The 12099-nt window shown below is 53.2% G+C and carries 10 protein-coding genes; 5 read left to right on the top strand and 5 right to left on the bottom strand.

All coding sequences use genetic code 11. The annotated features are described in order from the left end of the window. Positions 1 to 87 precede the first annotated feature (87 nt). The 3 genes from WA429_RS18775 (at position 88) to WA429_RS18765 (ending at position 2215) form a co-directional block, all read left to right on the top strand. Positions 88 to 771, top strand: coding sequence for an HAD-IA family hydrolase (locus tag WA429_RS18775; protein WP_287466671.1), 684 nt, complete (start codon positions 88 to 90; stop codon positions 769 to 771). A gap of 35 nt (positions 772 to 806) precedes the next feature. Continuing rightward, positions 807 to 1355: a hypothetical protein gene (locus WA429_RS18770; protein WP_287466670.1), complete on the top strand. Its 549-nt coding sequence runs from the start codon at positions 807 to 809 to the stop codon at positions 1353 to 1355. A 158-nt stretch (positions 1356 to 1513) separates the two neighbouring features. Beyond that, positions 1514 to 2215, top strand: a complete 702-nt coding sequence (locus WA429_RS18765; protein WP_287466669.1) for a class I SAM-dependent methyltransferase — start codon at positions 1514 to 1516, stop codon at positions 2213 to 2215. Here WA429_RS18765 and WA429_RS18760 read toward each other — a convergent pair. The 5 genes from WA429_RS18760 to chvE form a co-directional block, all read right to left on the bottom strand. Beyond that, a complete protein-coding gene (locus WA429_RS18760) occupies positions 2164 to 3555 on the bottom strand; it encodes a hypothetical protein (protein ID WP_287466668.1) in 1392 nt (463 codons plus the stop codon). The two genes, WA429_RS18765 and WA429_RS18760, sit on opposite strands and share 52 nt — an antisense overlap. 199 nt (positions 3556 to 3754) lie before the next feature. Further along, positions 3755 to 5503 carry an L-arabinonate dehydratase gene (araD, locus tag WA429_RS18755; RefSeq protein WP_068518650.1) on the bottom strand — a complete coding sequence of 583 codons (1749 nt, stop codon included), beginning with the start codon at positions 5501 to 5503 and terminating at the stop codon, positions 3755 to 3757. A 153-nt stretch (positions 5504 to 5656) separates the two neighbouring features. Then, positions 5657 to 6841 (bottom strand): multiple monosaccharide ABC transporter permease, encoded by a 1185-nt coding sequence (gene mmsB / locus WA429_RS18750; RefSeq protein WP_068518651.1) that lies wholly within the window; start codon positions 6839 to 6841, stop codon positions 5657 to 5659. Positions 6842 to 6851: 10 nt separating this feature from the next. Further along, entirely contained in the window at positions 6852 to 8375 is a 1524-nt protein-coding gene (mmsA, locus tag WA429_RS18745; RefSeq protein WP_287466667.1) for a multiple monosaccharide ABC transporter ATP-binding protein, read from the bottom strand. Positions 8376 to 8598: 223 nt separating this feature from the next. Then, complete coding sequence (chvE, locus tag WA429_RS18740) at positions 8599 to 9678, bottom strand: multiple monosaccharide ABC transporter substrate-binding protein (RefSeq protein WP_068518653.1); 1080 nt, start codon at positions 9676 to 9678, stop codon at positions 8599 to 8601. Between the two features lie 230 nt (positions 9679 to 9908). Here chvE and WA429_RS18735 point away from each other — a divergent pair, with 230 nt between their 5' ends. Together WA429_RS18735 and WA429_RS18730 are read left to right on the top strand one after the other, a co-directional pair. Further along, positions 9909 to 10895: a LysR family transcriptional regulator gene (locus WA429_RS18735; RefSeq protein WP_287466666.1), complete on the top strand. Its 987-nt coding sequence runs from the start codon at positions 9909 to 9911 to the stop codon at positions 10893 to 10895. Between the two features lie 131 nt (positions 10896 to 11026). Continuing rightward, entirely contained in the window at positions 11027 to 12073 is a 1047-nt protein-coding gene (locus tag WA429_RS18730; protein ID WP_287466665.1) for a hypothetical protein, read from the top strand. Positions 12074 to 12099 lie beyond the last annotated feature (26 nt).

The raw sequence follows: 12099 nt of genomic DNA, 5'->3' as shown, positions 1-12099 counted from the left end.
TTACCGTTTGTTAATGGCACCAACTCGGTTAAGGTCCTCTGAATCTGTCGCCACAAATTCATCCCCTCGTATCGGAGCCCCAATCCAATGGCAAAATTCATTATGTTTGATCTCGACGGAACCCTGATTGACGGGGTCGATGATCTTTTGGTTGCAATGAATGGACTGCTTGATGCCCACGGGCTTGATGCACTTGGCCGTCACGATCTTGAAGCGATGCTTGGTGATGGCACATGGATGCTGACCAAGCGCGCCTTTGCCGCACGTGGTCAAACGCCGGATGACGCGACACTTGATGAACTCAATATCGACTTCAACAACCGCTATGTTGAAACCGATTACGCCTATACCCGTCTTTACGAAAATGCCCAAACCGTGCTGCGCCAACTCAAAGCGGATGGCTGGACCATCGCGCTGGCATCCAACAAGCCCGAAGGCCCGTGCAAGGCGATCCTGGCCAAACTTGGCGTCGCCGATCTGTTTACGGTCATCGCCGGTGGCAATTCATTTGAAGTCAAAAAGCCCGACGGTCGCTTTCTTGAATTTGTGCTGGATCAGCTTGGCTTTGATAAATCAACCGACACCGCCATCATGGTCGGCGACCATGCCAACGACGTCAACGCCGCCCGCGCGGCTGATATCCATGCCATCGCCGTTGCCTTCGAAGTTGATGCCACCCGTGCGAATTCACTGGGTGCCGATGCGGTGGTTACGGCTTATGAAAATCTGCCCAGCGCCATCACGTCCATCACCGGGCTTCAAGTTGCCTGAAACACCCAAGCATCAAGCTTCTTGGAGCATCCCCCATGCATTCATCCCAGCGCGTCGGGCGTTTCTGTCTGCTGATCTGTGCGGTGTTGGCATTTTCCCCGGCCGCACTTGCCCAGAAGCCTGATCAGGGACATGCGGACGCGGACGGACTTCTGCTGGACGAGGCATCCAGTCGCCAGGGGAAAGTTCCGGATCAAACCCTCACGGTCGCCCACACCCCGTACCAATGGGAACTTCGCACCAGACACGGCACGCAAACCCTGTTCATTCGCGACCGGAATACTGGCGATGCAATTGCCGAGGAACTTGGTTGTTTCATGTGCGAAGGCGACGACGACAATTGCAATCAGGACGGCATCTTTGTCCTGACGCAAGCCGGTATAAAAGACACAACCGCCTTCCTGCTGGTGTGTCATCAAGGTGCACATTCACAACGCGCCCGACTGATTGCCCCGGCACAGCAATCCACCCCCGTCATTGATGTGACCGGTGCCTATTTCGTGGATTGGGAACTTGTCGACGGCACGCTCCTGATCACCCATGACGGTGAAGCGCCCAACAGCATCATCTGGCTACAGCCGTGAAAGAACCACCCTCAGGCCGTCACCACCCTGAGTGGAATAAAGAGTGAATTTGAGACGAAGAGCGAGAATACCGGTTGCTGCGTCCCAACAAAGCAAATTATAACTTGCAGCACCAAACCTTCTTGAACATGCCATCAAGTGAAGATTCATAATTTGATATGAGTGATATGCAAAATTTTGATTACACTGGCAAAGACAACCTCGACATCATGTCTTTTGCTAACAATTACAACAACTTTCTGACTGAACTCGTTGAGTCTCATGCTCCTAAGACCGGGACTCTTCTTGATTTTGGCGCAGGCACTGGCTTTTTTGCCAATCGTGTTGCAGGAACAGGCCGAAAGTTAGTTTGCGTGGAGCCAGATACTCTGCAAGCCGATGAAATCCGTACAAAGGGATTCGATGCATTTGCCAGCAGCGGAGACTTGGCAGATCAGAGCGTTGATTTTTCTTACAGTCTCAATGTGTTAGAACATATTGAAGATGATAGTGCGGCTATGCGTGAGATTTTCCGTGTACTCAAACCCGGGAGCTTTTGCGTAATCTATGTTCCTGCCATGCCTTGCCTATACTCGTCTATGGACGAAAAAGTTCAGCATTTTCGGCGTTACACACGTAAAGAACTTAGCGGAAAGCTCTCCAATGCGGGTTTCGACGTCATGAATTGCAGATATGCAGACATTCTTGGTGTACCTGCCACCCTGGCATACAAAGTAATCGGCAGCAAATCGGGTGACGTCTCACTCAAAGGTCTCATTGCATATGACCGTGTTGCTTTCCCAGTTAGCAAGGCCCTCGATACAATAACTCATCGCATTGCCGGTAAAAACGTTCTCGCCGTTGCCAGGAAGCCAATGTGATCAAACTTGGCGATTAAAAAATCGACAAGCCAGATACCAACCCAAACCAGCGCAAGGCTATATGGGACGATAATTGGAAGGTTATAGCGGTACAGACTTACCGATAGTGCCGCGTTAATCGATGCCATAAAGAACACCGGCAGAAAAATAAACATCCAGCGGCGCCAAAAGTCTCCTTTTGCGAACAACATAACCGCGGCAACACACGGTACCGCCAACATCGCAACGACATGACCAACAAATATACCACGCCACAACAGTAACAGCGTCACAGCAATGAATTTAATTGGCATTGCAAACACATATTCGGAAAGCAGATAAGCTCTTGCTTCCAGTATCGTCCGCCCCTCGTTGGCCATTCGATCAAGGACGTCACGGCCGTATTCATAGTAGCTACCCTCGTCCCATCCCAGCGGCACTAGAGCCTCAGCCCCAAACAGCCGCTGAGCGCCGGACAGGGGCAGATAATATATCCAACCGATTCCCCATTCCCTCCAACTCATCAAATTAAATGCAAGCCGGTGGGATAAGGATGACACCAGATAGCTTCCCTGGCTCATTGCAAATGTATCGAGCACAAAGACGCTTCGCAAAAACATCGGCAACAAAACGCTTGTGAATGCCAGTAGAAATACCGTAGTTGCTTTGGCAGCAACACGCCCGTTTTTCTTGTAAAGAAAGACAGAAACAACCGGAAAAACCGCCAAACCCATCGGTAACAAAAGCCATGCAGGCTTTACAAGCACGAGAAGCCCGCTGCAGACACCAGCCATTGCCCATCTGAAGATTTTTTCCGGGTTGTCATAGGCATAAGCCCATGCTGCCATAAACAAGCCTCCAAGCATTAAATACCCCGGCTCGCTCAATGGCGAAGAGGCATACAAATACGTGTCGTTAAATGCCAATGATGCGACAAGGCAGAGCCAAGCTGCAATAATATTCCGGCCAAAGAAAATCCAACCAACAAATAGTACACACAAATGAAAGATCACGGTTTCTGTGGAATAAATGGCCTTGAGAGACCAAAGCTTCTTTCCACAAACCTCATCAACAGCGCCAATTGCAATACAAACGAGGTCACGATAGGTCTCGTCATTCAAGAAAGCAGCAAGGGCTATCTCTAATGCTGTAAAGACACCGCCTGCATAAAAACCGGGTGTTGGCACATGATCTACCCGATATCGTTCTGGCGAAAGAACCCCGTGCTGATAAACGTTCAAACCAGCTGATGCATAACGCGGTGAATCCGGTTGAATATTCGCCCCTGAGCCTAAAATCCTGCCTCCGACGATCAACAGCAGACACCCGAGAAGCAACATATTTACTGCAAGCTTAAACATAGCACTGTGACTGTTTCGCTAATCTACAAACCTTTGAGTTACTTCTATAGCGTCAGGGACACCTGCTGTCTGCGAAAACCGTCCTGTCCTAAAAATAAACCGGTCAGCAAATAAACTGCTAACCGGTTCAGTGCGCGCCGGGTGTAATTCATCCAGACCCTCAACGAGAGCACTTCAACTAATCGGCACCAAGTTTCAATCAATGACTGTCTTTGGGGATTTCCTTGCCACGATGACCGACAAGGAAGTCGAAGTCGGCACCGCGGTCGGCACCGATGACCGACTTGTAATACAGTGATGCATAGCCGCTTTGGGGAACCGGAATGGTGTTTTTCCATTCCTTAAGGCGCTTGGCCAGTTCTTCGTCACTGATATCAAGATGCAGACGGCGGTTCGGCACATCCAGTTCGATCATGTCGCCATTCTGCACGACAGCAAGCGGCCCGCCTGCTGCGGCCTCGGGCGAGGTATGTAGGACCACAGTGCCATAGGCCGTACCGCTCATCCGCGCATCAGAGATACGCACCATATCGGTAATGCCCTTGCGCAGCACTTTGGGCGGAAGGCCCATATTGCCGACTTCGGCCATGCCCGGATAGCCTTTCGGGCCGCAATTTTTCAGAACCATGACGCAAGTTTCATCGATATCAAGGTTCTCGTCATAGATCTTGGCCTTGTAATCATCGATGTCTTCAAACACCACCGCACGCCCACGATGGGTCAGAAGCGCCGGCGTTGCCGCGGACGGTTTAAGCACAGCCCCATTTGGGGCAAGGTTGCCCTTGACCACGGCAATACCACCGCTTTCGGTCAGCGCCTTATCAAACGGGCGGATCACATCATCGTTCCAGTTACGGACATCCTTGACCTGATCCCACATGGTTTCGCCCGACACCGTCAGGGCATCATTGTGAAGCATCCCCGCCTCGCCCAAGGCCTTGATCACAACCGGCAAACCACCGGCATAGAAGAATTCCTCCATCAGGTATTTGCCCGATGGCTGAAGGTTCACAATGGTTGGGATATCACGGCCAAGGCGATCCCAGTCATCAAGGGTAAGGTCAATGCCGACACGTCCGGCAATGGCGAGCAAATGAATCACCGCATTGGTTGATCCGCCAATCGCGCCATTGACACGAATGGCGTTTTCAAACGCTTCCTTGGTCATGACGTCCGACGGTTTAAGATCATCCTTGACCATCTGAACGATGCGACGTCCTGTGATATGCGCCATCACGCGACGGCGGCTGTCGACTGCCGGAATGGCCGCATTCCCCGAAAGCGCCATGCCAAGGGCCTCGGCCATGCTGGCCATGGTCGATGCCGTTCCCATGGTGTTGCACGATCCCGGTGAACGCGACATGGCGATTTCGGCTTCAAGGAAGTCTTCGGTGCTAATCTTGCCGGCCTTGCGGTCCTCGGACAGTTGCCAAAGCGACGTCCCCGAACCGATATCCTGACCGCGCCATTTGCCATTCAGCATCGGCCCACCGGTCACAACAATCGCCGGGATATCAACACTGGCCGCCCCCATCAGAAGCGACGGCGTCGTCTTGTCACAGCCAACCATCAGAACCACACCGTCAAGCGGCGTGCCACGCAGGGCTTCCTCGACATCCATGGCCGCAAGGTTACGGAACATCATTGCCGTCGGACGCAGCGTGCTTTCACCGGCTGAAAATACCGGGAATTCAAGCGGCAAGCCGCCTGCTTCGTAAATGCCATGTTTGACCCTTTCGGCAAGATCGCGCAGATGGGCATTGCACGGGGTCAGTTGTGACCAGGTATTGCAAATCCCGATGACCGGGCGACCATCAAACAGGTCCGAGGGCAGACCCTGGTTCTTCATCCAGCTGCGGTGATAGATATTGTCCTTGCTGGTTCCGCCGAACCAACCTTCTTGTGACCGCAAAACGCGCGGCCATGGTGCCGGTTTGAACTTCGTCATGCCCGAATTCCTTTTTGACTTATTATCGAGACGGGTCCGAAAACATGCGGCCGGGAAAACCGCATCGGGGACAAAGAACGACACATTCTGGCAACCAGCCGGCCTTGCTGGCAGATATGATCCAGAAATATGCCGTTCCGCGTCATCGTATTGTTAGGCCTTGTTCTTGTTGTAGACATCAAAGATCACAGCGGCGAGAAGCACCAGCCCCTTGATCACCTGTTGCCAGTCAATACCGACACCGATGATCGACATGCCGTTATTCATGACACCCATGATCAGTGCACCAACCACAGCCCCGATCACCTTGCCAACACCGCCCGACATTGACGCGCCACCAATAAAGACCGCGGCAATAACATCAAGCTCGAATGCAAGACCGGCTTTCGGTGTTGCCGTATTCAGGCGCGCGGCAAAGACCAGCCCGGCAAGGGCGGCCAGCATGCCCATATTGGCAAAGGTAAAGAAGGTCAGGCGTTTGGTATTGATACCCGAAAGCTTTGCCGCCTTTTCATTGCCACCCAGCGCATAGATGCGACGCCCCAGGGTCGTTGAATTGGTGATAAAGGTGAAAATCGCGATCAGAAGCGCCATGATGATCAGAATGTTGGGCAAACCGCGATAGGTCGACAGCAGATAGGTAACAAACAGGATGGCCAAACCCGCAACCGCATGTTTGACAACAAAGAATGCCATCGGTTCATCCACCGCAGCAAACTTTGCCTGTTTGGCACGTGCACGCAGACCAAGGATCGGTAACAACGCCGCCAGCACCACACCGATGGTCATCGAAAACACGTTAAAGCGGCCTTCGATAAACCCGTCAAAAATATCAGGCAGGAAGCCCGAAGACATTGCCTGGAATTCGGACGGGAACGGACCGACCGAGGCCCCGCCCAGCAGGGCCAGTGTCAGGCCCTTGAATACCAGCATCCCGGCAAGCGTAACGATAAAGGACGGGATGCGCCAATAGGCCACCCAATAGCCTTGGGCGGCACCAATGATCGCCCCAACCACCAGACAGGCCGGAATGACAAAGGCCGTCGGCAGGTCCCAGTTCACAATCATCACTGCGGCAAGTGCGCCGACAAAGCCGACAACCGAGCCAACCGAAAGGTCAATATGCCCGCCGACAATCACCAGCAACATGCCAACAGCCATGATGATGATATAGCTGTTTTGCAGGAACAGGTTGGTCAGGTTGACCGGTTTGAGCATGATGCCGTCGGTCAGAACCTGGAAGAAGGCAAGAATGGCAACCAGCGCAACAACCATTCCATATTCGCGAATATGGGTGCGCAAATAGTAGCCGATTGATTTGTTATCCGTATCCGTCATTGTCCGTTCCTCACGCTTTCAGGATCATGCGCATGATTGCTTCCTGGCTTGCATCCTTTGCTGCAAGCTGCCCTTTGATCTCACCTTCGTTCATCACATAGATGCGATCGCACATGCCCAGAAGCTCCGGCATTTCCGACGAGATCATGATGACCCCCTTACCGTCGGCTGCCAGCTGGTTGATAATCGTATAAATTTCGTATTTCGCACCGACATCGATGCCGCGCGTCGGTTCGTCCAGAATCAGGACTTCGGGGGCGGCAAACAGCCATTTTGACAAAACGACCTTCTGCTGGTTCCCGCCAGAAAGATTGACGACCTTCTGCCCGACATTCGGCGTGCGAATATTGATTTTCTTGCGGTAATCCTCGGCAACGGATCGTTCGGCCCCGTCATTGAGCACCCCCCGTTCCGACACCCCGCCCAGATTGGCCAGCGTGATGTTGGTGGTGATGCTTTCATAAAGGATAAGACCCATTTCCTTGCGGTCTTCGGTCACATAAGCAAGCCCCGATGCAATCGCCTTTTCAACGGTCGATACATCAACTGGTTTGCCCTTGATCAGAACGTCGCCCGAAATGTCGGTACCATAGGATTTGCCAAAGATGCTCATGGCAAGTTCGGTACGCCCTGCCCCCATCAGCCCGGCAATCCCGACAACCTCGCCTGCGGCAACGTCAATGCTGACATTATCGACGACCTTGCGTTCGGGATGCAGCGGATGGGTTGCCGACCAGTTGCGGACCTCCATCAGTTTTTCCGTGCTGATATTTGGCGTCCGTTCGGGATAGCGGTGCGCCATATCACGGCCCACCATGTCCTTGACGATATCGTCTTCGGTAATGGTGCCGGCCCGCGCATCAAGGGTTGAAATCGATTTGCCATCGCGAATGATCGTGATGCGGTCGGCAACGCGATTGATCTCATTCAGCTTGTGCGAAATCAGGATCGATGTGATGCCCTGCGCCTTGAATTCCAGCAACAGGTCGAGAAGCTTCTGGCTGTCATTTTCCTGCAAGCTGGCGGTCGGCTCGTCAAGGATCAGAAGCTTGACCTTTTTGGACAGCGCCTTGGCAATTTCAACCAGCTGCTGTTTGCCAACACCGATATTGGTGACCAGCGTTGCCGGATTTTCCTTAAGCCCGACCTTGGCAAGAAGTTCGCCCGTGCGCGCAAAGGTCGCAGGCCAGTTGACCACGCCATTTTCGGCAATTTCATTGCCCAGAAAGATGTTTTCGGCAATCGACAGCAACGGCACAAGTGCCAGTTCCTGGTGAATGATGATGATGCCGCGCTCTTCGCTGTCGCGGATATCCTTGAATGCCTGCACGTCGCCATCATAAAGAATGTCGCCTTCATAAGTCCCATGCGGATAAACCCCGCTCAGAACCTTCATCAGGGTCGATTTACCCGCGCCGTTTTCGCCGCAAAGCGCGTGGATTTCACCACGTTCAACCTTGATGCTGACATCATCCAGCGCCTTCACACCCGGAAAGGTCTTGGTGATGTTCTTCATTTCCAGGATGGTATCCATCCGGTCCTCCCACTGCTGTCACGGGACTGACAGCACCTTTATCTACTTGGTCTTTGTTGTCCTGGATTTCAGGAAAAATCCCGGGCCCTTTCAAAGGCCAGCCTTATGGGCAATCGTTCATTGAAACCGGCCGCCTGGCCACCTTGCAAAGACAGTCTTTCAGACGATGGAACCCGGCGGGATGCCATCGGCACCACACCGGGTTCGACCGAGATTTGCAGACTTATTTTACTTCGTCTTCGGTGTAATAGCCCGAACCAACCAGGATTTCTTTCCAGTTGGACTTGTCGACCATCACCGGCTCAAGCAGATAGGAAGGAACAACCTTGACGCCGTTGTCATAGGTTTTGGTGTCATTGATGGTCGGCTCACGACCGGCAAGAACATCATCAACCATCGAAACGGTCACACGTGCAAGTTCGCGGGTATCCTTGAAAATGGTGGAATACTGTTCGCCTGCCAGGATCGATTTGACCGACGGCAGTTCGGCATCCTGACCGGAAACAACCGGCATTTTCATATCGCCCGAACCGTAACCGACACCTTTGAGCGACGACAGAATACCGATCGACAGACCATCATAGGGCGACAGAACGCCATCAATCTGTTCATCGGTGTAATAAGCCGACAAAAGGTTATCCATGCGGGCCTGTGCAACCGCACCGTCCCAGCGCAGGGTGCCGACCTTGTCCATGCCCATCTGGCCGGATTTGATCACGATATCGCCGCTGTCGATCAGCGGCTGAAGAACCGACATCGCACCGTTATAGAAGAAGTAGGCATTGTTATCATCGGGCGATCCGCCGAACAGTTCGACATTATAGGGCGGCTCACCCGCAGCGGCCAGACCATCGACCAGCGAGGTTGCCTGCTGAACGCCGACCTTGAAGTTGTCAAACGTGGAATAGTAATCGACATTCGCACTTTCGCGGATCAGACGGTCATAGGCAAAGACCTTGATCCCTGCTGCTTTGGCATTTTCCAGCGCATTCGAAAGAGTGGTACCGTCAATCGCCGCAATCACCAGAACATCAACGCCTTTGACGATCATGTTTTCGATCTGGGAAAGCTGGTTCGGAATATCGTCTTCGGCATATTGAAGGTCGGTTTTATAGCCAGCTGCTTCAAACTGTTCGACCATGGAATTGCCATCAGAAATCCAGCGTGCCGAAGATTTGGTCGGCATTGCGATCCCGACATAGCCTTTGTCAGCAGCATGTGCATAGCCGCCGGAAATCATCGGGCTCATCATTGCGGCCGCGCCAAAGGCGACCCCTGCCATTACGGCACTGAGACGTTTCATTGCTATCCTCCCTACAAGACACAGCATATCAGCCATTTTTTTGTGCCCGACTTTCCCAGGCAGATTTCGCCCGAATATGTCGTGTCTTTGTTTTCAATTGATAATGCATCCCATTTCCCAAAGGACACGGCGACATTATTCAGACCCTCAACATAACAATCAAATAAGTAATTTCGAAACTTGCATATCAAAATTGATATACTAAAATCCCGGCACAGAGGGGGCGCATCATGACCGAGTTTCGCAATAACCAGCCGCTAAGTTCTGCCAAATCCCTGCTTTTCAGGTCCGGGAACCTGTTTCAGCGTGGCCTGAAACTCAGCCACCTGCGCATGATCGTCGCGATGGAGGAAACCGGACAAATCAGTCTGGCCGCCGACATGCTCAAAACATCCCAGCCCGCGGCATCACGGTTGCTGTCGGAAATGGAAACCATCCTTGAAGCCCGGCTGTGCGTGCGCAGCCCGCGGGGCATTGAAATGACCAATGCGGGGCGTGCACTTGCGCGGCGTGCGCGCAGCATGCTGATTGAAATCCGCGAAGCCGAACGTGAAATCGAAGACATCAAACATGGCGGCGGCACGGTTTTTGTCGGGGCGGTGACAGCCGCGGCTGTCGATCTGGTTGTGCCCGCCATTCGCAGTGTCCAGTCGGTCAATTCCCTGTTGGAAGCCCATGTCAGCGTTGGTCCGTCAAATTTGCTGATCAAGGATCTTTTGGCGGGCGATCATGATTTTGTCATCGGGCGTGTCCCCGAAGATATGGACCCGCGCCAGTTCAATATCCGCGAAATCCGAAGCGAGAAAATCCGCCTGATGGTGCGGACCGGCCATCCGTTACTGGATGCAACAACCCCGATCACATTGGCCCGGCTTACCAAATTTGAATGGATATTGCCCCCGCCGGGCAACCTGATGCGTCGCACGATCGAGGATGTGTTTATTTCGCGCCATCTGCCACTGCCTCATTCAAGTCTGAACTCGGCATCATTGCTTGTGACGCTTGCGACCCTTGCCGATACGGATGCCATTGCACCGATGGCCGAAGAAGTCACAAGCCTGCTTTCAAGCGGCGGCCTGATTACCGAATTGCCATTTGACGGCATGATCGAAATCAAACCCTATAGCCTGATCACCGCGCGCGGGCACCGGTTATCCCCGTCGGCCCAGCTTGTTTCCGATCATGTGCTGGCCCGGATCGAAAAACCGAACAGTTAAACCAATATTGTCACCCGACCCAACCAGCGCGATATATCAACACGGCGATTGTGGTTAATGGCTGTGCGGATGTGTCAAAGTCGCGTAAACTCCTGTCACACAACAAGATAAGTTCTGATCGAGAAGCATAGATGCTGCGCATTACACGAAATCCCGGGTCCCTGATCGCAATCTGCGCTGCACTTGTTGCATCGCCGGTTCTGGCATCAGGCAATGAGGAGCCGCAATCAGACGGTCCGGCCTTTGCCCTGATGGATTTGCGCGGCACAACGGCGTGGGCGATCAGCACCTATCAGTGGCTTGAGCCGAGCGAGGATGCACTTGATGCCGTGATCAGTTCGGTGGGCAATGGCCCAATGCGGCTTGATCTTGTCATGGACAATATTGTCCCGTCCTATTGTGAAATGCGCCCCGATCCGCAAATCTGCGACGGGCCGGGAAATCCGGTTTCCTGGCTTGAATATGTTCCGCAAACCATCTGCATGGAAATTCCGTCACCGGTTCGCGCCCGTCACCGGGGGATACTGGCAAACGCCAGCCAGCTCTGTCTTGAACCGACCAGCAACCTTGCCTTTCCCAAGGACTGGCCGGAAGGCTCATCCTGGTCACAAATCCATCTGCATCAAACCGTGACCCCGACAAAAGTCACCGCCGATCAGGATACGGCAACAATCGAACTTGTGGTTTCTGATGCGATTGCCACCCGTCTGGCGACCCTGTCCGAACAGGGATACGGCCCGGTTCAGATCGGCTGGGATCAGGCAACATTGCGCAAGACCCTTGGTCCGCAACTTGATCAGTTCATTGCCGGTGACGATGAAAACTGCACCTTCCTTCAGCGCAATCTTGATCCGTCGGGGCTCGGCTATCTGGTGCTTGATGGCAAGCTCGCGCGTGTTTCGCTTTATGCGGATGAATATGATGTGGCCACCAGTCTGGTGCGCACGGCCCAGGGCATTTCACTGGGATCGACCCGCGAAGACGTTCATGCCGCCTTTGGCAATGCCGAACTGGTCGAGGAAGAACACGAATATCTGGGTGCGGATGCGCGCTATATCACCTGGTGGACCGATGCAGCAAAATCACGGGGCATCCGGTTTGAATTCAACGAAGACGGGGTTGTAACCGCAATCCATGCCGGGAACGAAGCCATCACCCTGGTCGAAGGCTGCTCCTGACTTTTTCAAAGGCGGCACTGGCCAAC

The organism is Thalassospira sp. CH_XMU1420-2 (genome assembly GCF_037029325.1).
GTDB lineage: Bacteria > Pseudomonadota > Alphaproteobacteria > Rhodospirillales > Thalassospiraceae > Thalassospira > Thalassospira povalilytica.
Note: the sequence above shows the minus strand (reverse complement) of the source record. Positions and strands in the feature narration are given on the sequence as shown.

What these genes read in the sequence shown, in the direction of transcription:
- WA429_RS18775 (WP_287466671.1), top strand. Translation starts at nt 88, where the DNA reads ATGGCAAAATTCATTATGTTTGATCTCGACGGAACCCTGATTGACGGG.
- WA429_RS18770 (WP_287466670.1), top strand. Translation starts at nt 807, where the DNA reads ATGCATTCATCCCAGCGCGTCGGGCGTTTCTGTCTGCTGATCTGTGCG.
- WA429_RS18765 (WP_287466669.1), top strand. Translation starts at nt 1,514, where the DNA reads ATGAGTGATATGCAAAATTTTGATTACACTGGCAAAGACAACCTCGAC.
- WA429_RS18760 (WP_287466668.1), bottom strand. Translation starts at nt 3,555, where the DNA reads ATGTTTAAGCTTGCAGTAAATATGTTGCTTCTCGGGTGTCTGCTGTTG.
- araD (WP_068518650.1), bottom strand. Translation starts at nt 5,503, where the DNA reads ATGACGAAGTTCAAACCGGCACCATGGCCGCGCGTTTTGCGGTCACAA.
- mmsB (WP_068518651.1), bottom strand. Translation starts at nt 6,841, where the DNA reads ATGACGGATACGGATAACAAATCAATCGGCTACTATTTGCGCACCCAT.
- mmsA (WP_287466667.1), bottom strand. Translation starts at nt 8,375, where the DNA reads ATGGATACCATCCTGGAAATGAAGAACATCACCAAGACCTTTCCGGGT.
- chvE (WP_068518653.1), bottom strand. Translation starts at nt 9,678, where the DNA reads ATGAAACGTCTCAGTGCCGTAATGGCAGGGGTCGCCTTTGGCGCGGCC.
- WA429_RS18735 (WP_287466666.1), top strand. Translation starts at nt 9,909, where the DNA reads ATGACCGAGTTTCGCAATAACCAGCCGCTAAGTTCTGCCAAATCCCTG.
- WA429_RS18730 (WP_287466665.1), top strand. Translation starts at nt 11,027, where the DNA reads ATGCTGCGCATTACACGAAATCCCGGGTCCCTGATCGCAATCTGCGCT.